This is a genomic window from Pseudomonas sp. SAS7 (assembly GCF_052112345.1).
In the GTDB taxonomy this organism is placed as follows: Bacteria; Pseudomonadota; Gammaproteobacteria; order Pseudomonadales; family Pseudomonadaceae; genus Aquipseudomonas; species Aquipseudomonas putida_Q.
On record NZ_JBEGGO010000014.1, the window covers coordinates 121,668 to 144,025 of the forward strand.

Annotated in this window: 29 protein-coding genes; 2 read left to right on the forward strand and 27 right to left on the reverse strand. The window is 59.6% G+C overall.

Annotated elements, in window-relative coordinates:
- Positions 1–3: 3 nt before the first annotated feature.
- Genes ABI582_RS21425 through fdnG form a run of 3 tightly spaced genes read right to left on the reverse strand, consistent with a single transcriptional unit; the run spans position 4 to position 4,675 of the window.
- On the reverse strand, positions 4–660 hold the full coding sequence (locus ABI582_RS21425) for a formate dehydrogenase subunit gamma (protein WP_442120220.1): 657 nt from the start codon (positions 658–660) through the stop codon (positions 4–6).
- Positions 657–1,607 carry a formate dehydrogenase subunit beta gene (fdxH, locus tag ABI582_RS21430; protein WP_338745922.1) on the reverse strand — a complete coding sequence of 317 codons (951 nt, stop codon included), beginning with the start codon at positions 1,605–1,607 and terminating at the stop codon, positions 657–659. The genes ABI582_RS21425 and fdxH overlap by 4 nt, the downstream gene beginning before the upstream one ends.
- Positions 1,607–4,675: a formate dehydrogenase-N subunit alpha gene (gene fdnG / locus ABI582_RS21435; RefSeq protein WP_442120221.1), complete on the reverse strand. Its 3,069-nt coding sequence runs from the start codon at positions 4,673–4,675 to the stop codon at positions 1,607–1,609. Before fdnG ends, fdxH begins: the two co-directional genes overlap by 1 nt.
- 322 nt (positions 4,676–4,997) lie before the next feature.
- Here fdnG and ABI582_RS21440 point away from each other — a divergent pair, with 322 nt between their 5' ends.
- Positions 4,998–5,486, forward strand: coding sequence for a GlcG/HbpS family heme-binding protein (locus tag ABI582_RS21440; protein WP_442120222.1), 489 nt, complete (start codon positions 4,998–5,000; stop codon positions 5,484–5,486).
- Positions 5,487–5,556: 70 nt separating this feature from the next.
- Here the strand turns inward: ABI582_RS21440 and ABI582_RS21445 are convergent, their stop codons facing one another.
- The gene (locus ABI582_RS21445) at positions 5,557–6,108 is read right to left on the reverse strand and encodes a single-stranded DNA-binding protein (RefSeq protein WP_016497749.1); all 552 of its coding nucleotides are present in this window, start codon (positions 6,106–6,108) and stop codon (positions 5,557–5,559) included.
- A 9-nt stretch (positions 6,109–6,117) separates the two neighbouring features.
- A complete protein-coding gene (locus tag ABI582_RS21450; RefSeq protein ID WP_442120223.1) occupies positions 6,118–7,512 on the reverse strand; it encodes an MFS transporter in 1,395 nt (464 codons plus the stop codon).
- Between the two features lie 129 nt (positions 7,513–7,641).
- Between ABI582_RS21450 and uvrA the strand changes: the two genes are divergently transcribed.
- Positions 7,642–10,476: an excinuclease ABC subunit UvrA gene (gene uvrA, locus ABI582_RS21455; protein ID WP_442120224.1), complete on the forward strand. Its 2,835-nt coding sequence runs from the start codon at positions 7,642–7,644 to the stop codon at positions 10,474–10,476.
- Between the two features lie 72 nt (positions 10,477–10,548).
- Here the strand turns inward: uvrA and bfr are convergent, their stop codons facing one another.
- The 22 genes from bfr to rplP form a co-directional block, all read right to left on the reverse strand.
- Positions 10,549–11,013, reverse strand: a complete 465-nt coding sequence (gene bfr / locus ABI582_RS21460) for a bacterioferritin (RefSeq protein WP_003257116.1) — start codon at positions 11,011–11,013, stop codon at positions 10,549–10,551.
- Positions 11,014–11,176: 163 nt separating this feature from the next.
- The gene (locus ABI582_RS21465; RefSeq protein WP_338745917.1) at positions 11,177–12,616 is read right to left on the reverse strand and encodes a catalase; all 1,440 of its coding nucleotides are present in this window, start codon (positions 12,614–12,616) and stop codon (positions 11,177–11,179) included.
- 171 nt (positions 12,617–12,787) lie between these two features.
- Complete coding sequence (gene rplQ / locus ABI582_RS21470) at positions 12,788–13,174, reverse strand: 50S ribosomal protein L17 (RefSeq protein WP_003255451.1); 387 nt, start codon at positions 13,172–13,174, stop codon at positions 12,788–12,790.
- A gap of 42 nt (positions 13,175–13,216) precedes the next feature.
- Positions 13,217–14,218, reverse strand: coding sequence for a DNA-directed RNA polymerase subunit alpha (locus tag ABI582_RS21475; protein WP_003255452.1), 1,002 nt, complete (start codon positions 14,216–14,218; stop codon positions 13,217–13,219).
- A 22-nt stretch (positions 14,219–14,240) separates the two neighbouring features.
- Complete coding sequence (rpsD, locus tag ABI582_RS21480; protein WP_012270238.1) at positions 14,241–14,861, reverse strand: 30S ribosomal protein S4; 621 nt, start codon at positions 14,859–14,861, stop codon at positions 14,241–14,243.
- Positions 14,862–14,876: 15 nt separating this feature from the next.
- Entirely contained in the window at positions 14,877–15,266 is a 390-nt protein-coding gene (rpsK, locus tag ABI582_RS21485; RefSeq protein ID WP_003255454.1) for a 30S ribosomal protein S11, read from the reverse strand.
- 18 nt (positions 15,267–15,284) lie between these two features.
- Positions 15,285–15,641, reverse strand: a complete 357-nt coding sequence (gene rpsM, locus ABI582_RS21490) for a 30S ribosomal protein S13 (protein WP_003255457.1) — start codon at positions 15,639–15,641, stop codon at positions 15,285–15,287.
- Positions 15,642–15,772: 131 nt separating this feature from the next.
- Positions 15,773–15,889, reverse strand: a complete 117-nt coding sequence (gene rpmJ, locus ABI582_RS21495) for a 50S ribosomal protein L36 (RefSeq protein WP_002555468.1) — start codon at positions 15,887–15,889, stop codon at positions 15,773–15,775.
- A gap of 28 nt (positions 15,890–15,917) precedes the next feature.
- Positions 15,918–17,249 (reverse strand): preprotein translocase subunit SecY, encoded by a 1,332-nt coding sequence (gene secY, locus ABI582_RS21500; protein WP_003255459.1) that lies wholly within the window; start codon positions 17,247–17,249, stop codon positions 15,918–15,920.
- Positions 17,250–17,684: a 50S ribosomal protein L15 gene (gene rplO / locus ABI582_RS21505; RefSeq protein WP_003255461.1), complete on the reverse strand. Its 435-nt coding sequence runs from the start codon at positions 17,682–17,684 to the stop codon at positions 17,250–17,252.
- A gap of 3 nt (positions 17,685–17,687) precedes the next feature.
- Positions 17,688–17,864 carry a 50S ribosomal protein L30 gene (gene rpmD / locus ABI582_RS21510; RefSeq protein WP_016393393.1) on the reverse strand — a complete coding sequence of 59 codons (177 nt, stop codon included), beginning with the start codon at positions 17,862–17,864 and terminating at the stop codon, positions 17,688–17,690.
- Positions 17,865–17,866: 2 nt separating this feature from the next.
- A complete protein-coding gene (gene rpsE / locus ABI582_RS21515) occupies positions 17,867–18,367 on the reverse strand; it encodes a 30S ribosomal protein S5 (RefSeq protein WP_003255465.1) in 501 nt (166 codons plus the stop codon).
- A gap of 3 nt (positions 18,368–18,370) precedes the next feature.
- Positions 18,371–18,721: a 50S ribosomal protein L18 gene (gene rplR, locus ABI582_RS21520; RefSeq protein WP_003255467.1), complete on the reverse strand. Its 351-nt coding sequence runs from the start codon at positions 18,719–18,721 to the stop codon at positions 18,371–18,373.
- Positions 18,722–18,731: 10 nt separating this feature from the next.
- Positions 18,732–19,265, reverse strand: coding sequence for a 50S ribosomal protein L6 (gene rplF / locus ABI582_RS21525; protein ID WP_003255469.1), 534 nt, complete (start codon positions 19,263–19,265; stop codon positions 18,732–18,734).
- A gap of 12 nt (positions 19,266–19,277) precedes the next feature.
- Positions 19,278–19,670, reverse strand: coding sequence for a 30S ribosomal protein S8 (gene rpsH / locus ABI582_RS21530; RefSeq protein WP_003255471.1), 393 nt, complete (start codon positions 19,668–19,670; stop codon positions 19,278–19,280).
- A gap of 209 nt (positions 19,671–19,879) precedes the next feature.
- The gene (rpsN, locus tag ABI582_RS21535) at positions 19,880–20,185 is read right to left on the reverse strand and encodes a 30S ribosomal protein S14 (protein ID WP_009681970.1); all 306 of its coding nucleotides are present in this window, start codon (positions 20,183–20,185) and stop codon (positions 19,880–19,882) included.
- Between the two features lie 13 nt (positions 20,186–20,198).
- Positions 20,199–20,738, reverse strand: coding sequence for a 50S ribosomal protein L5 (rplE, locus tag ABI582_RS21540; protein WP_003255474.1), 540 nt, complete (start codon positions 20,736–20,738; stop codon positions 20,199–20,201).
- A 20-nt stretch (positions 20,739–20,758) separates the two neighbouring features.
- On the reverse strand, positions 20,759–21,073 hold the full coding sequence (rplX, locus tag ABI582_RS21545; protein ID WP_003255476.1) for a 50S ribosomal protein L24: 315 nt from the start codon (positions 21,071–21,073) through the stop codon (positions 20,759–20,761).
- An 11-nt stretch (positions 21,074–21,084) separates the two neighbouring features.
- Complete coding sequence (gene rplN, locus ABI582_RS21550; RefSeq protein WP_002555479.1) at positions 21,085–21,453, reverse strand: 50S ribosomal protein L14; 369 nt, start codon at positions 21,451–21,453, stop codon at positions 21,085–21,087.
- A 23-nt stretch (positions 21,454–21,476) separates the two neighbouring features.
- Positions 21,477–21,743 (reverse strand): 30S ribosomal protein S17, encoded by a 267-nt coding sequence (gene rpsQ, locus ABI582_RS21555; protein ID WP_023534981.1) that lies wholly within the window; start codon positions 21,741–21,743, stop codon positions 21,477–21,479.
- 2 nt (positions 21,744–21,745) lie between these two features.
- Complete coding sequence (gene rpmC, locus ABI582_RS21560) at positions 21,746–21,937, reverse strand: 50S ribosomal protein L29 (RefSeq protein ID WP_002555481.1); 192 nt, start codon at positions 21,935–21,937, stop codon at positions 21,746–21,748.
- Complete coding sequence (gene rplP, locus ABI582_RS21565) at positions 21,937–22,350, reverse strand: 50S ribosomal protein L16 (RefSeq protein WP_003255479.1); 414 nt, start codon at positions 22,348–22,350, stop codon at positions 21,937–21,939. Before rplP ends, rpmC begins: the two co-directional genes overlap by 1 nt.
- Between the last annotated feature and the right edge of the window lie 8 nt (positions 22,351–22,358).

A 22,358-nucleotide genomic window follows, 5' to 3' on the forward strand; every position in this document is an offset into this window, starting at 1 on the left:
CATTCATCCTTCTTTTCGTCCGTGATCGGCCGGCGTCTTGTCGCCGGTCACTTCGCGGTACCACAACGCATGGTGCTTGCGCGCCCAGGCACGACTGACCCAGCCATGCAGCATGGCGCCGATCGAGCCCTTGATCCAGATGCCGGCATAGATGTGCACGATGATGCTGAGGATCAGCACGAAGCCCGCCAGTGCGTGGGCAAGCGATGCCAGGCGAATCGAGCCTATGTCAAAGAAATGACTGAAATAGGCCCGCCAGATCACCACGCCGCTGATCAACAACACCAGCATGCACAGCAACAACGTCCAGAACAGCAGTTTCTGCCCGGCGTTGTATTTACCGATGGGGGGCACGCCGTCTTCGCTGTTGACCATCACCCGATCAATGCGACGCAACCACAGGCGGTCGTTGGCGGTGATGAAATTGGCACGCCAGAAGCGGAACACCAGGCCGAGGAAAAACACGAACATCGCCACACCCATGAACGGGTGCAGGATGCGCGTCCACGGCCCACCGCCGAACAGATGGCTTAACCAGAACAGCGCCGGGTGAAACAGCGCCAGCCCGGAAAGCCCGGCCATGAAGAACAGGATGGCAACGATCCAGTGGTTGGTCCGCTCATTGGCGTTGTAGCGCAGGATGGGTTTGTTGTCGTTCATGGCCGCTGCTCCCCTTGCCCACCGGGCTGCTTCGGATCGTAGACATGCACCGCCGGGTCTACCTGGTGCACGCTGCCATCGGGCGGCGTGGGGTGCTCGTCCTCCTCTACCCGCTGCGGGCCAACCCGCACGTAGTGGAAGAACCCGGCCAGCACCGCCGCGCCCATGGCCAGTAGCGCCAGCGGTTTGGTGAAGCCCTTCCACAGCCCCACCAGCGGGCTGATCACCGGCTGGTCCGGCAGGCCGGCGTACAGCCTCGGCGTGTCGGCATGGTGCAGCACGTACATCACATGGGTGCCGCCGACCCCGTCCGGGTCGTACAGCCCGGCGTTGTCGTAACCGCGCGACTTCAGGTCGACGATGCGCTCGGCGGCATGCACCTTCATTTCGTCCTTGCTGCCGAACACGATCGCCCCGGTCGGGCAGGTTTTCACGCAGGCCGGCTCCAGGCCCACGCTCACGCGGTCGGAACACAGGGTGCACTTGTACGCCTTGTGGTCCTTCTGCGAGATGCGCGGGATGTTGAACGGGCAGCCGGTGATGCAGTAGCCGCAACCGATGCAGTGGTCCTGGTTGAAGTCGACGATGCCGTTGGCGTGCTTGATGATTGCCCCCGGGCTCGGGCAGGCCTTCAGGCAACCTGGGTCGGCGCAGTGCATGCAACCATCCTTGCGGATCAGCCACTCCAGGTTGCCGTCGTCGCGCTCGTGCTCGGTGAAGCGCATCAGGGTCCAGGTCTCGGCAGTGAGGTCCTGGGGGTTGTCGTAGGTGCCGTGGTTGTGGCCGACCTCGTCACGCAGTTCGTTCCACTCCGAGCACGCCACCTGGCAGGCCTTGCAGCCAATGCACTTGGTGGTGTCGATCAGCTTGGCGACTTCCTGCTGCTGGCGTACCGAAGGCGGTACAGTGGTGGTGGCCGAGCGGGCGATGATGTCTTGGCTGGCCATCAGAGTTTCTCCACTTTGACGAGGAACGACTTGGACTCCGGCGTCTGCGTGTTGCCGTCACCCAGGAATGGCACCAGGGTGTTGGTCAGGTAGCCATGCCGCGTTGCACCGGTGAAGCCCCAATGCAACGGGATGCCGATCTGGTGCACGGTCTGGTTGTTGACCTGCAGCGGGCGAATCCGCTTGGTCACCACCGCCACCGCATCGATATGCCCGCGCTTGCTCGACACCCGCACCCGGTCGCCGGCCTTGATGCCTTTCTCATTGGCCAGCACCTCGCCGATCTCGACAAACTGCTCGGGCTGAGCAATGGCGTTGAGCCGGCAATGCTTGCTCCAGAAGTGGAAGTGCTCGGTCAGCCGGTAGGTGGTCGCCGCATAGGGGAACTCGTCGTGGGTGCCGAGGGTATCCCACACCGAGTCGAAGATGCGCCCGGCCGGGTTGCTGACCACCTTCTTGTTCTGCGGGTGCAACGGGTTGATGCCGATCGGCGTTTCAAATGGCTCGTAGTGCTCGGGGAACGGGCCTTCGGCCATCTTGTCGATGGCGAAGAAACGCGCCACGCCCTCGGGGTTCATGATGAACGGGTTCATCCCCGCTTCCGGTGGCGAGTCGACCTTGAAGTCCGGCACGTCGGTGCCGGTCCAGGCCTTGCCGTTCCACCACACCAGGCGCTTTTTCTCCGGGTCCCACGGCTTGCCTTGCGGGTCGCTGGAGGCACGGTTGTAGAGGATGCGGCGGTTGGCCGGCCAGGCCCAGGCCCAGTTCTGCACCTGATGCATGCCGTAGGGGTCGCTGTTGTCACGACGGGCCATCTGGTTGCCCTGCTCGGTCCAGCTGCCGGCGAAGATCCAGCAGCCGGACGCGGTGCTGCCATCGTCCTTCAACTGCCCGAAGCCCGACAGCTGCTGGCCGGTTTTGAGCGAGGCGCCGGTGGCGTCGGTAAGGTCGGTGACTGCCCAGCCGTTCATCTCTTTGGCCAATTCCTCCGGGGATGGCTCTTCGGGAATCTTGTACGGCCAGCTGATGTTCATCATCGCGTCAGGGTAGGCGCCGCCCTCCGCCTGGTAGCGTTGGCGCATGCGCAGGAACAGCTCGCTCATGATCTGCACGTCGGTGCGGGTTTCGCCCGGGCCGTCGGCGCCCTTCCAGTGCCACTGCAGCCAGCGGCTGCTGTTGACCAGGGAGCCGTCCTCCTCGGCGAAGCAGGTGGTGGGCAGGCGGATCACTTCGGTCTGGATACTGGCCGTATCGACATCGTTGAATGGCCCGGCGTTGCGCCAGAACTCCGAGGTCTCGGTAGCCAACGGGTCCATGATCACCAGCCACTTGAGCTTGCCTAACGCCGCTGTCACGCGGTTCTTGTCCGGCAACGCAGCGATCGGGTTGAAGCCTTGGCACACGTAGCCGTTGACCTTGCCCTGGCTCATCATCTCGAACATGCGCAGCACGTCATAGGCAGGCACGTCGAGCTTGGGCAGCCAGTCATAACCCCAGTTGTTTTCTACCGTGGCGTTGGCGCCGTACCAGGCCTTCATCAGGCTGACGTGGAACTTGCCGTAGTTCTGCCAGTACGACAGTTGCCCCGGGCGCAGCGGTTTGGATGCGCGCTTGTCGATGTAGGTGGCGTAGTCCTGCTCGGCATCGCCAGCCAGGGTCAGGTAACCCGGCAGCGAGTTGGACAGCAGGCCGAGGTCGGTCAGGCCCTGGATGTTGGAATGCCCGCGCAGGGCATTGACGCCGCCACCTGGCATGCCGACGTTGCCCAGCAGCAGTTGGACCATGGCCGCGCTGCGGATGATCTGCGCACCGATCGAGTGTTGCGTCCAGCCCAGTGCATAGAGAATCGTCATGGTCTTGCCCGGTACCGAGCAGGTGGCGATCTCTTCCCAGACCTTCATCATGGCGTCCTGTGGCATGCCACAGATCATGCTCGCCAGTTCCGGGGTGTAGCGGCTGTAATGCTGCTTCATCAGCTGGAACACGCAACGCGGGTGCTGCAGCGTCGGGTCGACCTTGGCAAAACCGTCGTCACCCAGCTCGTAACCCCAGCCGGACTTGTCGGCATACACGCGCTTGGCCTCGTCGTAGCCGCTGAACAGCCCGTCCTCGAAGCCATAGCTCTCTTTGACGATGAACGACACATCGGTGTAGTTGCGCACGTATTCGTGCTGGATCTTGTCGGTGCTCAGCAGGTAATTGATCAGCCCGCCCATGAAGGCGATGTCGGTGCCGGTACGGATCGGCGCGTAGTAGTCCGCCACCGAAGCGGTACGGGTAAACCGTGGGTCGACCACGATCAGCCGCGCCTTGTTGTGCGCCTTGGCCTCGGTCACCCATTTGAAGCCGCACGGGTGCGCTTCTGCTGCGTTGCCACCCATCACCAGGACCAGATTCGCGTTGGCGATATCGGACCAGTGGTTGGTCATGGCGCCACGGCCGTACGTCGGGGCAAGACTTGCCACCGTCGGGCCATGTCAGACACGTGCCTGGTTATCGAACCCCAGCATGCCTGTTGCGCGGACGACCTTGTGGGTCAGGTAGCCAGCCTCGCTGGAGGCGGCGGAGGCAGCAAGAAAACCGGTGGTAAGCCAGCGGTTGACCGTTTGCCCCTGGGCGTTCTTCTCGATGAAGTTGGCGTCGCGGTCCTGCTTCATCAGGTCGGCGACGCGGTCGAGCGCCTCGTCCCAGCTCACCCGCACCCACTCCTTGCTGCCCGGCTTGCGTACCTCGGGGTACTGCAGGCGGCTTGGGCTGTGGATAAAGTCCAGCAGGCCGGCGCCTTTCGGGCACAGAGTGCCGCGGTTGACCGGATGGTCGGCGTCACCTTCAATATGAATGATGCTCTGTTTGACGTTCTTGCCCGCATCGCCCTGGCTGTACATGATCAGGCCACAGCCGACCGAGCAGTAGGGGCAGGTGTTACGAGCTTCTTTCGTGTGCGCCAGCTTGAAGTGACGCACCTGCTCGGCGAATGCCGGCGTCGGGGCCATGCCCAACGCCGCCAGGCTCGAGCCTCCAAGGCCGACGGCGGCGACCTTGAAGAATTGCCGACGGTTGAGGTCCATCGTGCACTCCTGATCAGGTGGTGGACGCGCGGAACATTGCCGGCGCCTCTTGGTAGTCACGGTGGCGGTTTTGACGGCCGCCAACAGGTAAGACTAGTCAAGAATCCGAAACGTGCGATGACCTGGGTCAGGGGCGATGCTGTTGGTGCATGGCTTGTGGTTGCCTGAGTACCTAGCGGCCCACTTCATTGCCTGACATGTAACTAAAAGCAAAAAAAACCCTCTGCCAGGCACTAGCCCCACGTCAACTTCAGAAACGGACTACATCCAAGGGTGACTGTCGCTTGCTAGCTTCGCGAAAAATCCTAGGGATGGTGCTCACATGAACAAGAACTGCAGCCGCGTCACACTCTTGATGGTCTCGCTATTACTGGCGGCACCGTCGCTGGCTGACCCTGCGAAAACCACGCCTACGTCCCCCATCACTTCCGAAGCCGCCCGAACAATGGCCGCCAACGCCGAGCGCGCAGCCCGTGCCCACGGTCATGCCATCGTCATCAGCATCGTCGACAGCCATGGCAACCTGAAGCACTTCCACCGCATGGACGGCACCAGCAGCGGCAGCATCCAGGTCGCGCAACTCAAGGCCTCGACTTCTGCCCGCTTTCCGCTTTCCTCCAGCTCGCTGGCGGACCGCAGCGCGGCACTACCAGCCAATCCCTACGCGTCCTTGCCAGGCTTCACCCTGTTGGGCGGCGGTTTGCCGATCATCGACGGCGACGGCCAGCATATCGGTGGCATCGGCATCAGCGGCGCAACGCCAGAGCTGGACGCGCAGTTTGCCCAGGCAGCGCTGGATGGCGATGCCTGAGTTCACGCATAAAAAAACCCAGGGCAGCTGCCCTGGGTTTGTGGTTTTGCTTGACGCCTGACCGCTCGAATCAGAACGGAATATCGTCATCGAAGCTGTCGAAGTCAGCGGCCGGCTGCGGCGCAGGCTGCTGGGGCGCTGGGCGCTGAGGGGCCTGTTGCGGGCGCTGGGCCTGCTGGCGAGGCGGAGCCTGGTTGTACTGTTGCTGCTGGCCGCCACCCTGGTTGTAATTACCGCCACCCTGATTGTACGGGTCGCCGCCTTGCTGCTGGCCCTGAGGACGGCCGCCAAGCAGCTGCATGGTGCCGTTGATGTCGACGATGATCTCGGTGGTGTAGCGCTTGATACCGTCTTTTTCCCACTCGCGGGTCTGCAGCTTGCCTTCGATGTAGCACTGCGAACCCTTGCGCAGGTACTCGCCGGCGATTTCGGCAACCTTGCCGAACAGCGACACACGGTGCCACTCGGTACGCTCGACCTTCTGGCCCGACTGCTTGTCGGTCCACTGCTCGCTGGTAGCCAGGCTCAGGTTGGTCACGGCGTTACCGTTGGGCAGGTAGCGGACTTCGGGATCCTGGCCACAGGTGCCGACCAGAATGACTTTGTTAACCCCACGGGCCATAACGTTCTCCTAGGCTTCGCACGCCGAAGAGGCCGGGTTCACCAGGCGCTCGAGGGTCGTACGGTCCAAAATTTTCGTATCCAGTTTGATATAGATGGCGGCTTCTTCAGCCACCACAACGGCGTCGGTCACACCCGGCACGGCCATCAGGCGCTTGGTCAGGCCGGCTTCCCGGACTGCCTCTGGCGTCAGCGGCATGCGCAGGCTGGTCACATAGGGTGGCTCGTTCATGCGCAACGCGACGACCAACCAGATGGCACACAGTACCGCGCAACCGAGGAACACCATGTTCAGCCCACCGTGCTGGAACAACCAGCCACCGAGGATTCCTCCCAAGGCAGCGCCAAGGAACTGGCTGGTGGAATAAACCCCCATCGCCGTCCCCTTGCCACCGGCAGGCGACACCTTGCTGACCAGCGAAGGCAGCGAAGCCTCCAGCAGGTTGAATGCGGTAAAGAATACCACGGTGCCAATCACCAGTCCGCGCAAACCGTCAGCCCACTCCCAGAAGTATATCTCTGTCAGCAGCAGGACACTGACCGCACCGGCCAACACGCGTTTCATCTTGCGCTTTTTTTCGCCGTAGATGATGAACGGGACCATTGCAAAAAATGAGATGAACAGCGCGGTCAGGTAGACCCACCAGTGCTCCTCCTTGGGCAGCCCCCCGCGCTCGACAAAGGCCAGTGGCAATGCGACGAAGCTGGCCATGAGAATGGCGTGCAGAACAAAAATGCCCACGTCCAGGCGCAGAAGGTCCGGATGGCGCAGAGTCGGGCCGATGGCCTGGCGTGCCACACCCGACTCGCGGTGCTGCAAAATGCTGTGCGTGTTGGGCACTACAAAGGCGACCAACAGGATGCCAACCAGGGCAAGCCCGGCCGTGGCCAGGAACAATCCTGACAAACCAAAGGCACTTGTCAGCAATGGGCCGACGACCATGGCGACGGCGAACGACAGGCCGATGCTCATGCCGATCATGGCCATGGCCTTGGTCCGGTGCTGCTCGCGGGTGAGGTCGGACAGCAGCGCCATGACGGCGGCAGAAATCGCCCCGGCGCCCTGCAGGATGCGCCCGGCGATCACCCCCCAGATGGAATCGGCCTGGGCCGCCAGCACACTGCCCAGGGCAAAGATCACCAGCCCCAGGTAAATCACCGGGCGACGGCCGATGCGGTCGGAAATCATGCCGAACGGGATCTGCAGTACCGCCTGGGTCAGGCCATAGGCACCGATGGCCAGGCCGATCAGCGCTGGCGTGGCGCCGGCCAGGTCCATGCCGTAGGTGGCCAGTACCGGCAAGACCATGAACATGCCCAGCATACGAAAGGCAAAGACCAGGGCAAGGCCGCCAGCGGCGCGGGTTTCGCCGCCACTCATGCGCTCGTTGTGGGTGTCGTGCATGGATTAACCTCGTGTGAACCGGCGGCGATTCTATCAGTCCGACAGCTTGACGGCATCTACGCGACGCTTTGCCGCGTAGTGGCAGGGCGCCGTATACTTCTTTGTTTATGCCCGCCAAGCGAGGCTGCAGTGGACAAGATCCTGATTCGTGGGGCACGGACCCACAACCTGAAGAACATCGACCTGACCCTGCCCCGGGACAAGCTGATCGTGATCACCGGCCTGTCCGGTTCCGGCAAGTCGTCCCTGGCGTTCGATACCTTGTACGCCGAAGGCCAGCGCCGTTACGTGGAGTCGCTGTCGGCCTACGCCCGGCAGTTCCTGTCGATGATGGAAAAGCCCGACGTCGACACCATCGAAGGCCTGTCGCCGGCCATTTCCATCGAGCAGAAATCGACCTCGCACAACCCACGCTCCACGGTTGGCACCATCACCGAAATCTACGACTACCTGCGCCTGCTGTATGCCCGCGTCGGCACGCCTCGTTGCCCGGACCACGATATCCCGCTGGAGGCGCAAACGATCAGCCAGATGGTCGACCTGGTGCTGGAGCGCCCGGAAGGCACCAAGCTGATGCTGCTGGCACCGGTGGTGCGCGAGCGCAAGGGTGAGCACCTGGCGGTGTTCGACGAAATGCGCGCCCAGGGCTTTGTGCGGGCCCGGGTAAACGGCAAGCTCTTCGAGCTAGATGAACTGCCCAAGCTGGACAAGCAGAAGAAGCACAGCATCGATGTGGTAGTGGACCGCTTCAAAGTCCGCGCCGACCTGCAGCAGCGCCTGGCCGAGTCGTTCGAGACCGCGCTCAAGCTGGCCGACGGCATCGCCCTGGTCGCGCCAATGGACGACGAAAAAGGCGAAGAGATGATCTTCTCCGCCCGCTTCGCCTGCCCGGTCTGCGGCCATGCCATCAGTGAGCTGGAACCGAAGCTGTTCTCCTTCAACAACCCGGCTGGCGCCTGCCCGACCTGTGATGGCCTGGGGGTCAAACAGTTCTTCGACACCAAGCGCCTGGTCAATGCCGAACTCACCTTGGCCGAAGGCGCGATCCGTGGCTGGGACCGGCGCAACGTGTACTACTTCCAGATGCTTGGCTCGCTGGCCGCGCATTACGGCTTCAGCCTGGAAGAACCGTTCGGCGAGCTGTCGGCCGAACACCAGAAGGTCATCCTGCAAGGCAGTGGCAAGCAGACTGTCGACTTCAAGTACCTCAACGACCGTGGCGACATCGTCAAGCGCTCGCACCCGTTCGAAGGCATCGTGCCAAACCTTGAGCGCCGCTACCGCGAGACCGAATCGGCCACCGTGCGTGAAGAGCTGGCCAAGTTCCTCGGCACCCAGCCCTGCCCGGATTGCCGCGGTACCCGCCTGCGCCGCGAGGCGCGGCATGTATGGGTTGGCGAAAAGACCCTGCCGGCGGTGACCAACCTGCCGATCGGTGAAGCCAGCAACTACTTCGGCGAGCTGACCCTCACCGGCCGCCGCGGCGAGATTGCCTCAAAAATCCTCAAGGAAATCTGCGAACGCCTGCAGTTCCTGGTCAACGTCGGCCTCGACTACCTCACCCTCGACCGCAGTGCCGATACCCTGTCCGGTGGCGAAGCGCAGCGTATCCGCCTGGCCAGCCAGATCGGCGCTGGCCTGGTCGGGGTGATGTACATCCTCGATGAACCGTCCATCGGCCTTCATCAGCGCGACAACGACCGCCTGCTGGCCACCCTCAACCACCTGCGCGATCTGGGTAACACTGTGATCGTGGTGGAGCATGACGAGGACGCCATTCGCCTGGCCGACTACGTGGTCGACATTGGCCCGGGTGCCGGGGTGCACGGCGGCCAGATCGTCGCCGAGGGCACGCCGCAGGAGGTCATGGACCACCCTGACTCGCTGACCGGCAAGTACCTGTCCGGGCGCAAGAAGATCGTCGTGCCGGCCAAGCGCACACCGCGCAACAAGAAGCTGCAGCTCAAGCTCAAAGGCGCGCGCGGCAACAACCTGCAGAACGTCGACCTGGAAGTCCCGATCGGCCTGCTGACCTGTGTGACCGGGGTATCCGGCTCGGGCAAGTCGACCCTTATCAACAACACCCTGTTCCCGCTGGCAGCCACTGCCCTCAATGGTGCAAGCACCCTGGAAGCGGCCCCGCACAGCAGCATGGACGGCTTGCAGCACCTGGACAAGGTGGTGGATATCGACCAAAGCCCGATAGGCCGCACCCCGCGCTCGAACCCGGCGACCTACACCGGCATCTTCACGCCGATCCGCGAGCTGTTCTCCGGCGTGCCGGAATCGCGCTCACGCGGCTACGGCCCGGGGCGCTTCTCGTTCAACGTCAAGGGCGGCCGCTGCGAGGCTTGCCAGGGCGACGGCCTGATCAAGGTGGAGATGCACTTCCTGCCAGACATCTACGTGCCGTGCGACGTGTGCAAGAGCAAGCGCTACAACCGCGAAACCCTGGAGATCAAGTACAAGGGCAAGAACATCCACGAGGTGCTGGAAATGACCATCGAGGACGCCCGCGAGTTCTTCGACGCGGTACCGGCGCTGGCGCGCAAGCTGCAAACGCTGATGGATGTGGGGCTTTCGTACATCAAGCTGGGGCAGTCGGCGACCACACTCTCTGGCGGTGAGGCGCAGCGGGTGAAGCTGTCACGCGAGTTGTCCAAGCGCGATACCGGCAAGACCCTGTACATCCTCGATGAACCCACCACAGGCCTGCACTTTGCAGATATCCAGCAGTTGCTGGACGTGCTGCATCGTTTGCGCGACCACGGCAACACCGTGGTGGTGATCGAGCACAATCTGGATGTGATCAAGACTGCTGACTGGCTAGTGGACCTAGGACCGGAGGGTGGCTCCAAAGGTGGGCAGATCATTGCCTGTGGTACGCCCGAAGAGCTGTGTAAGATGAAACAGTCGTATACCGGGCACTACCTGAAACCGCTGCTGGAGCGGGATCGAGCCTGAGTGTTGCCGCTGCAATGAAAAAGCCCTTGGTACCGTTGGTGCCAGGGGCTTTTTCTTGAGGCTGTGGATAACTTACATCTGCGACTGCAGGTAGTTCTCCAGGCCAATGGCCTTGATCAGCCCTTGCTGCTTCTCCAGCCAGTAGGTGTGATCTTCTTCGGTATCAGCCAATTGGGCACGGAGAATGTCACGGCTGATGTAGTCCTTGTGCAGCTCGCACAGCTCGATGCCTTTGCACAGGGCGCCACGCACCTTGTATTCAAGCTTGAGGTCAGCCTCGATCATTTCCGGCACGGTGCTGCCGACTTCCAGGTCGTCCGCACGCATGTCAGGCGTGCCTTCGAGCATGAGGATGCGACGCATCAGGGCATCGGCGTGCTGCGTCTCTTCTTCCATTTCGTGGTTGATGCGCTCATAGAGCTTGGACAGGCCCCAGTCTTCGTACATGCGCGAATGAATGAAGTACTGGTCGCGTGCCGCCAGTTCGCCCTTCAGCAGCGTGACGAGGTAGTTGATTACATCTGGGTGGCCTTGCATCGCCCTGGTTCTCCATGTGAAAACGTCTATGCCACATAGTGTGAACCAGCTTTTGCCTGCGGTCACTGAAAAACGCGCAATCAGAAGCAAAAAATCGGTTAAACAGTAGTGATATTCATTGAAAAACCGCCCAAATGAGGGCGGTTCTGCTTATCACTTAGAGTCAGGCCAGGTTGATGCCCAACGCCTTGGCAATCCCTTCGCCATAGGCCGGGTCAGCCTTGAAGAAGTACTGCAACTGGCGCTGGATCACGTCTTCGCTGACACCTGCCATGGTGCCGGCAATGTTGCTGATCAGCAGTGCCTTCTGCCCATCGCTCATCAGGCGGAACAACGCGCCGGCGTGGCTGAAGTAGTCGGTGTCCTCGCGGTGATCGTAACGGTCTGCCGAACCGTTCAGGGCCAGCGCGGGTTCAGCATGGCGTGGCGACTGCTTCGGTGCCTCAGCGTAGCTGTTGGGCTCGTAGTTCGGTGCACTACCGTAACTGCCAGTGGCCATGGCGCCGTCGCGCTGGTAGCTGTTGACTGCGCAGCGTGGCGCATTCACCGGCAAATGCTGGTGGTTGGTGCCCACACGGTAGCGGTGTGCGTCTGCGTAGGCGAATACACGGCCCTGCAGCATGCGGTCCGGCGACAGGCCAACCCCTGGCACCATGTTGCTCGGCCCGAACGCAGCCTGCTCGACTTCGGCGAAGTAGTTGAGCGGGTTACGGTTGAGCTCCAGCACGCCCACCTCTATCAACGGATAATCCTTCTGCGACCAGGTCTTGGTGACATCGAAGGGGTTCTCGTCGCGGCTGGCAGCCTCGGCTTCGCTCATCACCTGAATGCATACGGTCCAACGCGGGTAGTCGCCACGTTCAATGGCTTCGAACAGGTCGCGCTGGGCGTAGTCCGGGTCAGTACCCGCCAGGCGTGCAGCATCTGCCGGCGCGAGGTTCTTGATACCTTGCTGGGTCTTGAAATGCCATTTGACCCAGGTACGCTCGCCCTTGGCGTTGATCAAGCTGTACGTGTGGCTGCCGAAGCCGTGCATATGGCGATAGCCGTCCGGAATACCACGGTCCGAGAACAGGATGGTGACCTGGTGCAGCGCCTCGGGCGAGTGCGACCAGAAATCCCACATCATCTGGGCGTTCTTCAGGTTGGATTGCGGATGGCGCTTCTGGGTGTGGATAAAGTCCGGGAACTTCAGCGGGTCGCGAATGAAGAACACCGGCGTGTTGTTACCCACGATGTCCCAGTTGCCTTCCTCGGTGTAGAACTTGACGGCAAAGCCACGAGGATCGCGCTCGGTGTCTGCAGAGCCACGTTCGCCGCCGACAGTGGAGAACCGCAGGAAGGTTTCTGTTTGCTTGCCGATCTGCTCAAACAGCTTGGCGCTGGTGTAGTGGGTGATATCGCGGTTGACGGTAAAGGTGCCGTAGGCGCCCGAGCCTTTGGCGTGCACGCGGCGCTCAGGAATGTTCTCGCGGTTGAAATGGGCGAGCTTCTCGATCAGGTGGAAGTCATCGAGCAACAGAGGGCCACGCGGGCCGGCGGAACGGGAGTTCTGGTTGTCGGCTACTGGTGCACCGCTGGCGGTGGTAAGAATCTTGCTCATGGGCTCTCCTTATCGGTCTTCAAGCGCCGGCTAATCGGCTTGGAGAGAGTATTGCCGAGCAAGGTTACAGGGACAAATTCATTACATGACTTGTATCAATAGAAATTAACAATACAGGCAGACACAAAAAACCGGGCACTAGGCCCGGTTCTTTGTAGCAGACAGAACGTCTTACTCAGCAGCTTCTACAGCACCGCCGACCGGACGATCAACCAGCTCGACGTACGCCATAGGCGCGTTGTCGCCAGCGCGGAAACCGCACTTCAGGATGCGCAGGTAGCCGCCCTGACGGGTGGCGTAACGCTTGCCCAGGTCGTTGAACAGTTTGCCAACAGCGGACTTCGAACGGGTACGGTCGAAGGCCAGACGACGGTTAGCAACGCTGTCTTCCTTGGCCAGGGTGATCAGCGGCTCGGCAACGCGGCGCAGTTCCTTGGCTTTCGGCAGGGTGGTTTTGATCAGCTCGTGCTCGATCAGCGACACTGCCATGTTCTGGAACATAGCCTTGCGGTGAGAGCTGGTACGGCTCAGGTGACGTCCACTTTTACGATGACGCATGATTCATTCCTTACCAAACACTACGTTCGGTGATTACGACGATCAGGCGGTCGCCTTGTCGTCTTTCTTAAGACTTGCAGGCGGCCAGTTGTCGAGGCGCATGCCGAGAGACAGACCACGAGAGGCCAGGACGTCCTTGATTTCAGTCAGGGACTTCTTGCCCAGGTTAGGAGTCTTCAACAACTCTACTTCGGTACGCTGAATCAGGTCGCCGATGTAGTAGATGTTCTCCGCCTTGAGGCAGTTGGCCGAACGTACAGTCAGTTCCAGGTCGTCAACCGGACGCAGCAGGATCGGATCGATCTCGTCTTCCTGCTCGACTACGACGGGCTCACTGTCACCTTTGAGGTCGACGAACGCGGCCAGCTGCTGTTGCAGGATGGTCGCAGCGCGGCGGATAGCCTCTTCAGGATCAAGGGTACCGTTGGTTTCCAGATCAATGACCAGCTTGTCCAAGTTGGTACGCTGTTCAACACGGGCGTTTTCGACCACATAGGCGATACGACGCACCGGGCTGAACGAAGCGTCCAACTGCAGACGGCCAATGCTACGGCTTTCGTCTTCGTCGGTTTGACGGGAGTCAGCCGGCTCGTAACCGCGACCACGAGCTACAGTGAGCTTCATGTTCAGGGCGCCGTTCGACGCCAGGTTCGCGATTACGTGATCGGGGTTGACGATCTCGACATCGTGATCCAGCTGAATATCGGCAGCGGTAACCACCCCCGAACCCTTTTTCGACAAGGTCAGCGTAACTTCGTCACGACCGTGCAGTTTGATAGCCAGGCCTTTCAGGTTCAACAGGATTTCAATTACGTCTTCCTGTACACCTTCGATCGCGGAGTACTCGTGGAGTACGCCATCGATCTCGGCCTCGACTACTGCACAGCCAGGCATGGAGGACAACAGGATGCGGCGCAGCGCGTTGCCCAGGGTATGGCCGAAACCACGCTCGAGAGGCTCGAGCGTAATCTTGGCGCGGGTCGGACTGACTACCTGCACATCAATGTGGCGGGGAGTCAGGAACTCATTTACCGAAATCTGCATGGATGCACCTATTTTCTAGCCCTTACTTGGAGTAGAGCTCGACAATCAGGTTTTCGTTGATGTCGGCAGACAGGTCGCTGCGAGCAGGAACGTTCTTGAAAACGCCCGACTTTTTAGCAGCATCCACGTCAACCCACTCAACGCGGCCACGCTGGGCGCACAGTTCAAGGGCTTGAACAATGCGCAGCTGGGCCAGCGACTTCTCGCGGACCGCGACCACGTCACCCGGACGAACTTGGTAGGATGGAATGTTTACAGTCTTACCGTTGACGCTGATCGCTTTGTGCGAAACCAGCTGACGGGATTCGGAACGAGTCGAACCGAAGCCCATACGGTAGACGACGTTATCCAGACGGCACTCGAGCAGTTGCAGCAGGTTCTCACCGGTTGCGCCTTTTTTCGAGGCTGCAGCTTGGTAGTAACCGCGGAACTGACGCTCCAGAACACCGTAGATACGACGGACTTTTTGTTTCTCGCGCAGCTGGGTACCGTAGTCGGACTGACGGCCACGGCGCTGGCCGTGGATACCTGGGGCTGCTTCGATGTTGCACTTCGATTCCAGAGCGCGAACGCCGCTCTTCAGGAACAGATCGGTGCCTTCACGACGAGACAGTTTGCATTTTGGACCAATGTAACGTGCCATTCTTCTGTCTCCTGATTACACGCGACGCTTCTTCGGCGGACGGCACCCGTTATGCGGGATTGGCGTCACGTCGGTGATGCTGGCGATCTTGTAGCCGCAGCTGTTCAGTGCACGAACGGCGGATTCACGACCCGGACCTGGACCCTTGACGTTGACGTCGAGGTTCTTCAGGCCGTATTCCAGCGCAGCTTGACCAGCACGTTCAGCAGCAATCTGGGCTGCGAACGGAGTGGATTTGCGCGAACCACGGAAACCCGAACCACCGGAGGTCGCCCAGGACAAAGCATTGCCCTGACGGTCGGTGATGGTCACGATGGTGTTGTTGAAAGAAGCGTGGATGTGGGCGATGCCATCAACCACTGTCTTTTTGACTTTCTTACGAGGACGAGCAGCAGGTTTTGCCATGTCTATATTCCTGGGCGGTTACTTGCGGATCGGCTTACGCGGGCCCTTACGGGTGCGTGCGTTGGTCTTGGTGCGCTGACCGCGAACCGGCAGACCTTTACGATGACGCAGGCCGCGGTAGCAACCCAGGTCCATCAAGCGCTTGATCTTCATGTTGATGTCACGACGCAGGTCACCTTCGGTGGTGAACTTCGCAACTTCGCCACGCAGGGTTTCGATTTGCTCGTCGCTCAGATCCTTGATCTTAGCGGCTGGGTTTACACCAGCGTCTGCACAAATCTTCTGTGCAGTTGTGCGACCGACACCATAGATGTAGGTCAGCGAGATAACAGTATGCTTGTTATCTGGAATGTTGACGCCTGCAATACGGGCCATTCAGTGGGACTCCAATTGACAGCTACCTACGCCCCGGAAGCCAAGAAATAGGGCGCGAGATAATATCGCTGTAGAAACGAATAATCAACCCAGCAGCACACTAGCTGCTGGGTTTGAAGCGCAGATCACACTCAGCCTTGGCGCTGTTTGTGACGCGGTTCCGCGCTGCAGATCACTCGAACGACGCCTTCGCGACGGATGATCTTGCAGTTACGGCACAGCTTTTTCACCGATGCACGAACTTTCATTACCGACTCCTCGAACCTTAGGGGCGTATCAGCGCAGCAAACCGCTGCCACCGTAGCCTTTCAGGTTGGCTTTCTTCATCAGGGATTCGTACTGGTGCGAAACGAGGTGCGATTGTACTTGGGACATGAAGTCCATCACAACCACTACCACAATCAGCAACGAGGTCCCGCCAAGGTAGAACGGCACATTTGCTGCCACCACCAGGAACTGGGGCAGAAGGCAGACGGCCATCATGTAAAGAGCACCGAACATGGTCAAACGAGTCAGAACGCCATCAATGTAGCGCGCAGACTGCTCACCAGGACGGATACCCGGAATAAAGGCACCGGACTTCTTCAGGTTTTCCGCTACGTCTTTCGGGTTGAACATCAACGCTGTGTAGAAGAAGCAGAAGAAAATGATCCCTGCACTAAACAGCAAAATGTTCAACGGCTGACCAGGAGCGATCGACTGCGAGATGTCCTGCAGCCAGCCCATACCTTCGGACTGACCGAACCAGGCACCCAGCGAAGCCGGGAACAGCAAAATGCTGCTCGCGAAAATGGCCGGGATAACCCCCGCCATGTTCACTTTCAGCGGCAAGTGGCTGGTCTGCGCAGCAAAGACCTTACGGCCCTGCTGACGCTTGGCGTAGTGAACGGCGATACGACGCTGACCACGCTCAATGAACACCACAAAACCGATAATCGCTACTGCCAGCAAACCGATTGCGACCAGGGCGAAAATGTTGATATCGCCTGTGCGTGCAGACTCGAAAGACTGCCCGATTGCTCTCGGAAGACCGGCAACGATACCTGCGAAGATCAACATCGAGATACCGTTGCCCACACCGCGCTCGGTGATCTGCTCGCCCAGCCACATCATGAACATCGCGCCTGCCACGAACGTGGAGACGGCAACGACATGGAAGCCCAGGCCCGCAGAAAACGCCACGCCCTGGTTGGCCAGGCCAATGGACATGCCAATGGCTTGAACCAGTGCCAGGATAACGGTGCCGTAGCGGGTGTACTGGCTGATCTTGCGACGGCCAGCTTCACCTTCCTTCTTCAACTGCTCCAGTTGCGGGCTGACCGCCGTCATCAGCTGCATGATGATCGATGCCGAAATGTACGGCATGATCCCCAGTGCAAAGATGCTCATGCGCTCAAGCGCGCCACCGGAAAACATGTTGAACAAGCTAAGAATGGTCCCCTCATTCTGCCGAAACAGATCCGCCAGACGGTCCGGATTGATGCCAGGAACCGGGATATGCGCACCTATCCGATAGACGATGATCGCCATGAACAGAAAGCGCAGACGAGCCCAGAGTTCCGACATCCCGCCCTTACCGAGCGAAGAGAGAGCACCTTGCTTAGCCATTTATTCCTCGAATTTGCCGCCAGCTGCTTCGATAGCCGCACGCGCACCCTTGGTGGCTGCGATGCCCTTGATGGTGACTGCGCGAGTAACTTCGCCAGACAGCATGATTTTCACACGCTGAATGTGCTGGTTGATCACGTTGGCATCCTTCAAGGATTGCACGGAGATCACGTCGCCTTCCACTTTGGCCAGCTCGGACAGACGCACTTCTGCGCGGTCCATGGCTTTCAGGGAAACGAAGCCGAATTTCGGCAGACGACGGTGCAGCGGCTGTTGACCGCCTTCGAAGCCCGGAGCGATCGAACCACCCGAACGGGAGGTCTGACCTTTGTGGCCACGGCCGCCGGTTTTACCCAGACCGCTACCGATACCACGACCCGGACGATGCTTCTCGCGACGGGAACCCGGCGCTGGACTCAGATCATTGAGTTTCATCGATTAACCCTCGACGCGCAGCATGTAGTAAGCCTTGTTGATCATCCCGCGATTCTCGGGAGTATCCTGGACTTCTACAGTGTGACCGATGCGACGCAGACCCAGGCCCTTAACACACAGTTTGTGGTTAGGCAGACGGCCCGAGACGCTCTTGATCAGCGTTACTTTTACGGTTGCCATGATCAGAAGATCTCCTCGACGCTCTTGCCGCGCTTGGCAGCAATGGATTCAGGAGATTGCATGGCTTTGAGACCCTTGAAAGTGGCGTAAACCACGTTCACTGGGTTGGTCGAACCGTAGCACTTGGCCAGAACGTTCTGAACACCAGCAACTTCCAGGACAGCACGCATTGCGCCACCGGCGATGATACCGGTACCTTCCGAGGCAGGCTGCATGTAAACCTTCGAGGCGCCGTGGGCAGCCTTGGTGGCGTACTGCAGGGTGGTGCCCTTCAGGTCAACCTGGATCATGTTGCGGCGAGCAGCTTCCATGGCTTTCTGAATCGCAGCAGGTACTTCGCGCGATTTGCCACGGCCGAAGCCGACACGACCCTTACCATCACCTACCACGGTCAACGCGGTGAAGGTGAAGATACGGCCGCCTTTTACGGTCTTGGCAACGCGGTTAACTTGAACCAGCTTCTCGATGTAGCCTTCGTCGCGCTTTTGATCGTTATTTGCCATAACTTAGAACTCCAGCCCGCCTTCACGAGCAGCATCAGCCAGCGCTTTGACGCGGCCATGGTACTTGAAGCCGGAACGGTCAAAGGCAACTTGAGATACACCGGCGGCTTTCGCACGCTCAGCTACCAGCTTGCCAACCTTAGTGGCCGCGTCGATGTTGCCAGTGGCGCCATCACGCAGGTCTTTGTCCAAGGTCGAGGCGCTTGCCAGAACCTTGCTGCCGTCGGCCGAAATGACCTGGGCGTAGATGTGCTGCGAGGAGCGGAACACGCACAGGCGCACGACTTCGAGTTCGTGCATCTTGAGACGTGCTTTGCGAGCGCGACGCAGTCGAATAACTTTTTTGTCGGTCATTTACTAGGCCCTACTTCTTCTTGGCTTCTTTACGACGGACTACTTCGTCCGCGTAACGCACACCTTTGCCTTTGTAAGGCTCTGGCGGACGGAAGTCGCGGATTTCAGCGGCCACCTGACCTACCAGCTGCTTGTCGATACCCTTGATCAGGATGTCGGTCTGGCTAGGCGTTTCAGCGGTGATACCGGCTGGCAGTTCGTAGTCCACTGGGTGCGAGAAGCCCAGGGCCAGGTTCAGGACGGTGCCTTTAGCCTGTGCCTTGTAACCAACACCGACCAGCTGGAGCTTACGCTCGAAGCCTTGGCTTACGCCCTGGACCATGTTGTTAACCAGAGCGCGGGTGGTACCGGCCATGGCACGAGCTTGCTGGTCACCATTGCGAGCGACGAAACGCAGCTCACCAGACTCTTCGGTAACTTCAACAGACGAGTGAACGTTCAGTTCGAGAGTGCCCTTGGCACCCTTCACCGAAAGCTGCTGACCTGCGAATTTGACTTCGACACCGGACGGCAGCTTAACGGGGTTCTTAGCGACGCGAGACATGTCTATCCCCCCTTAGAACACTGTGCACAGAACTTCGCCGCCGACACCGGCAGCGCGCGCAGCGCGATCAGTCATCACACCTTTGTTGGTGGAGACAATAGACACGCCCAGACCGCCACGTACTTTCGGCAGATCGGTGACGGCCTTGTACTGGCGCAGGCCTGGACGGCTGGAGCGCTTCAGTTCCTCGATGACCGGACGGCCTTCGAAGTACTTCAGTTCGATCGACAGGGAAGGCTTGGCTTCACCAGTTACCTGGTAGCCAGCGATGTAACCTTCGTCCTTCAGAACTTTGGCAACCGCGACCTTCAGGGTAGAAGAAGGCATGCTTACGACGGACTTTTCAGCCATCTGGGCATTACGGATGCGAGTTAGCATGTCCGCTAACGGGTCCTGCATACTCATGGGCTAGATGCTCCTGATACAAGAATTATTAGCCTTGCGGCTATGACAACCACCTGAGCGGATTGGGCAAAAAACCCAGGCTCGGGTGAGCCGGTCATTCTAGACACAAGGCAGAAACGAAACAAGCCCCATATAGGGGCTTGTTTCCTGGCGAGGTCACCGGCGGTCGGAAGATCGCTCCCCTTCCGCCGGGATCACACCGACAGCGATTACCAGGAGGCCTTGACCAGACCTGGTACGTCGCCGCGCATTGCAGCTTGACGCAGCATGTTACGGCCCAGGCCGAACTTACGGTATACACCGTGAGGACGACCGGTCAGGCGGCAACGGTTGCGCAGGCGCGAGGCGCTAGCGTCGCGTGGCTGCTTCTGCAGAGCGACAACGGCAGCGAAACGCTCTTCTGGAGAGGCGTTAACGTTGACGATGGTCGCTTTCAGCTCAGCACGCTTCTTAGCGAACTTGGCTACCGTCAGCTGACGCTTCAGCTCACGGTTTTTCATGCTCTTCTTGGCCATTTTCCTACTCCAATCAGTTGCGGAACGGGAACTTGAAAGCACGCAGCAGAGCGCGGCCTTCGTCGTCCGAACGAGCAGTGGTGGTCAGGGTGATGTCCAAACCGCGCAGAGCATCGATCTTGTCGTAATCGATTTCCGGGAAGATGATCTGCTCTTTCACGCCCATGCTGTAGTTGCCACGGCCATCGAAGGACTTGGCATTCAGGCCGCGGAAGTCGCGAACCCGAGGCAGGGAGATCGCCAGCAGGCGGTCCAGGAATTCGTACATCTTGTCGCTACGCAGGGTCACCTTGACACCGATCGGCCACCCTTCGCGGACTTTGAAGCCAGCGATGGATTTACGAGCGAAAGTCACGACCGGCTTTTGACCGGTGATCTTTTCCAGGTCAGCTACTGCGTGCTCGATGACTTTCTTGTCGCCGATCGCTTCGCCCAGACCCATGTTCAGGGTGATTTTGGTAACGCGCGGAACTTCCATCACGTTCGACAGCTTAAGTTCTTCCTTAAGCTTAGGAGCGATTTCGTTCCGGTAAATCTCTTTCAGTCGTGCCATGGTCTTCTACCTAGCAGTGTTCAAGCATCAACCGCTTTTTGGGTCGACTTGAAGACACGAATTTTCTTACCGTCTTCTACTTTGAAACCAACGCGGTCAGCCTTGTTGGTTTCACCGTTGAAGATGGCAACGTTGGAAGCGTGCAGAGGCGCTTCTTTCTCGACGATACCGCCCTGAACGCCCGCCATCGGGTTAGGCTTGGTATGACGCTTGACCAGGTTCACACCACCGATGACCAGACGGTCATCAGCCAGAACCTTCAGCACCTTACCGCGCTTACCTTTGTCTTTGCCGGCGATCACGATGATCTCGTCGTCACGACGAATCTTTTGCATGTCGGATCTCCTTACAGCACTTCAGGGGCGAGCGAGACGATCTTCATGAACTTCTCAGTGCGAAGTTCACGGGTCACTGGCCCGAAGATGCGAGTGCCGATCGGCTCTTGCTTGTTGTTCAGCAGAACAGCAGCGTTGCCGTCGAAACGAATGATGGAACCGTCAGCGCGACGAACACCGTGACGGGTGCGCACGACAACAGCGGTCATCACTTGGCCTTTTTTGACCTTACCGCGCGGAATTGCTTCCTTGACAGTAACCTTGATGATGTCACCGATGCCGGCGTAACGACGGTGCGAGCCGCCGAGCACCTTGATGCACATGACGCGACGAGCGCCGCTGTTATCGGCCACATCGAGCATGGATTGAGTCTGAATCATAAAATTTCTCCGACCCCTAGCCCTTAGACTTCAACAGCGCGTTCGAGGACTTCAACCAGTGCCCAGGACTTGGTCTTGGCCAGCGGACGGGTTTCGGTAATCGAAACTTTGTCGCCGATCTTGCACTGGTTGGTTTCGTCGTGCGCGTGCAGCTTAGTCGAACGCTTAACGTATTTACCGTAGATCGGGTGCTTTACGCGACGCTCGATCAGAACGGTGATGGTCTTGTCCATTTTGTCGCTGACGACACGGCCAGTCAGCGTACGGACGGTTTTTTCAGCTTCAGCCATGATCACTTACCTGCCTGCTGGTTGAGCACAGTTTTCACGCGAGCGATGTCACGCTTAACTTGCGAGAGCAGGTGCGACTGCCCCAACTGGCCAGTTGCTTTCTGCATGCGCAGATTGAACTGGTCGCGCAGCAAGCCGAGCAGTTGCTCGTTCAGCTGCTGTGCCGATTTTTCACGAAGTTCATTCGCTTTCATCACATCACCGTCCGCTTAACAAAGGAGGTGGCGAGAGGCAGCTTTGCAGCAGCCAGGGCGAAAGCTTCGCGCGCCAGCTCTTCAGAAACACCCTCGATCTCGTACAGGACTTTGCCTGGCTGGATCTGGGCAACCCAGTATTCCACGGAGCCCTTACCTTTACCCATACGAACCTCGAGAGGCTTCTTGGAGATCGGCTTGTCCGGGAACACACGGATCCAGATCTTGCCGCCACGTTTAACGTGACGGGTCAGCGCACGACGTGCGGACTCGATCTGGCGAGCGGTGAGGCGACCGCGAGCAACAGCTTTCAGGGCGAATTCGCCGAAGCTGACTTTGCTACCGCGCAGTGCCAGACCACGGTTGTGGCCGGTCATCTGCTTGCGGAATTTTGTACGCTTTGGTTGCAACATTTGGCGTA

What these genes read in the sequence shown, in the direction of transcription:
- ABI582_RS21425 (WP_442120220.1), bottom strand. Translation starts at nt 660, where the DNA reads ATGAACGACAACAAACCCATCCTGCGCTACAACGCCAATGAGCGGACC.
- fdxH (WP_338745922.1), bottom strand. Translation starts at nt 1,607, where the DNA reads ATGGCCAGCCAAGACATCATCGCCCGCTCGGCCACCACCACTGTACCG.
- ABI582_RS21440 (WP_442120222.1), top strand. Translation starts at nt 4,998, where the DNA reads ATGAACAAGAACTGCAGCCGCGTCACACTCTTGATGGTCTCGCTATTA.
- ABI582_RS21445 (WP_016497749.1), bottom strand. Translation starts at nt 6,108, where the DNA reads ATGGCCCGTGGGGTTAACAAAGTCATTCTGGTCGGCACCTGTGGCCAG.
- ABI582_RS21450 (WP_442120223.1), bottom strand. Translation starts at nt 7,512, where the DNA reads ATGCACGACACCCACAACGAGCGCATGAGTGGCGGCGAAACCCGCGCC.
- bfr (WP_003257116.1), bottom strand. Translation starts at nt 11,013, where the DNA reads ATGCAAGGCCACCCAGATGTAATCAACTACCTCGTCACGCTGCTGAAG.
- ABI582_RS21465 (WP_338745917.1), bottom strand. Translation starts at nt 12,616, where the DNA reads ATGAGCAAGATTCTTACCACCGCCAGCGGTGCACCAGTAGCCGACAAC.
- rplQ (WP_003255451.1), bottom strand. Translation starts at nt 13,174, where the DNA reads ATGCGTCATCGTAAAAGTGGACGTCACCTGAGCCGTACCAGCTCTCAC.
- ABI582_RS21475 (WP_003255452.1), bottom strand. Translation starts at nt 14,218, where the DNA reads ATGCAGATTTCGGTAAATGAGTTCCTGACTCCCCGCCACATTGATGTG.
- rpsD (WP_012270238.1), bottom strand. Translation starts at nt 14,861, where the DNA reads ATGGCACGTTACATTGGTCCAAAATGCAAACTGTCTCGTCGTGAAGGC.
- rpsK (WP_003255454.1), bottom strand. Translation starts at nt 15,266, where the DNA reads ATGGCAAAACCTGCTGCTCGTCCTCGTAAGAAAGTCAAAAAGACAGTG.
- rpsM (WP_003255457.1), bottom strand. Translation starts at nt 15,641, where the DNA reads ATGGCCCGTATTGCAGGCGTCAACATTCCAGATAACAAGCATACTGTT.
- rpmJ (WP_002555468.1), bottom strand. Translation starts at nt 15,889, where the DNA reads ATGAAAGTTCGTGCATCGGTGAAAAAGCTGTGCCGTAACTGCAAGATC.
- secY (WP_003255459.1), bottom strand. Translation starts at nt 17,249, where the DNA reads ATGGCTAAGCAAGGTGCTCTCTCTTCGCTCGGTAAGGGCGGGATGTCG.
- rplO (WP_003255461.1), bottom strand. Translation starts at nt 17,684, where the DNA reads ATGAAACTCAATGATCTGAGTCCAGCGCCGGGTTCCCGTCGCGAGAAG.
- rpmD (WP_016393393.1), bottom strand. Translation starts at nt 17,864, where the DNA reads ATGGCAACCGTAAAAGTAACGCTGATCAAGAGCGTCTCGGGCCGTCTG.
- rpsE (WP_003255465.1), bottom strand. Translation starts at nt 18,367, where the DNA reads ATGGCAAATAACGATCAAAAGCGCGACGAAGGCTACATCGAGAAGCTG.
- rplR (WP_003255467.1), bottom strand. Translation starts at nt 18,721, where the DNA reads ATGACCGACAAAAAAGTTATTCGACTGCGTCGCGCTCGCAAAGCACGT.
- rplF (WP_003255469.1), bottom strand. Translation starts at nt 19,265, where the DNA reads ATGTCTCGCGTCGCTAAGAACCCCGTTAAGCTGCCGTCCGGTGTCGAA.
- rpsH (WP_003255471.1), bottom strand. Translation starts at nt 19,670, where the DNA reads ATGAGTATGCAGGACCCGTTAGCGGACATGCTAACTCGCATCCGTAAT.
- rpsN (WP_009681970.1), bottom strand. Translation starts at nt 20,185, where the DNA reads ATGGCCAAGAAGAGCATGAAAAACCGTGAGCTGAAGCGTCAGCTGACG.
- rplE (WP_003255474.1), bottom strand. Translation starts at nt 20,738, where the DNA reads ATGGCACGACTGAAAGAGATTTACCGGAACGAAATCGCTCCTAAGCTT.
- rplX (WP_003255476.1), bottom strand. Translation starts at nt 21,073, where the DNA reads ATGCAAAAGATTCGTCGTGACGACGAGATCATCGTGATCGCCGGCAAA.
- rplN (WP_002555479.1), bottom strand. Translation starts at nt 21,453, where the DNA reads ATGATTCAGACTCAATCCATGCTCGATGTGGCCGATAACAGCGGCGCT.
- rpsQ (WP_023534981.1), bottom strand. Translation starts at nt 21,743, where the DNA reads ATGGCTGAAGCTGAAAAAACCGTCCGTACGCTGACTGGCCGTGTCGTC.
- rpmC (WP_002555481.1), bottom strand. Translation starts at nt 21,937, where the DNA reads ATGAAAGCGAATGAACTTCGTGAAAAATCGGCACAGCAGCTGAACGAG.
- rplP (WP_003255479.1), bottom strand. Translation starts at nt 22,350, where the DNA reads ATGTTGCAACCAAAGCGTACAAAATTCCGCAAGCAGATGACCGGCCAC.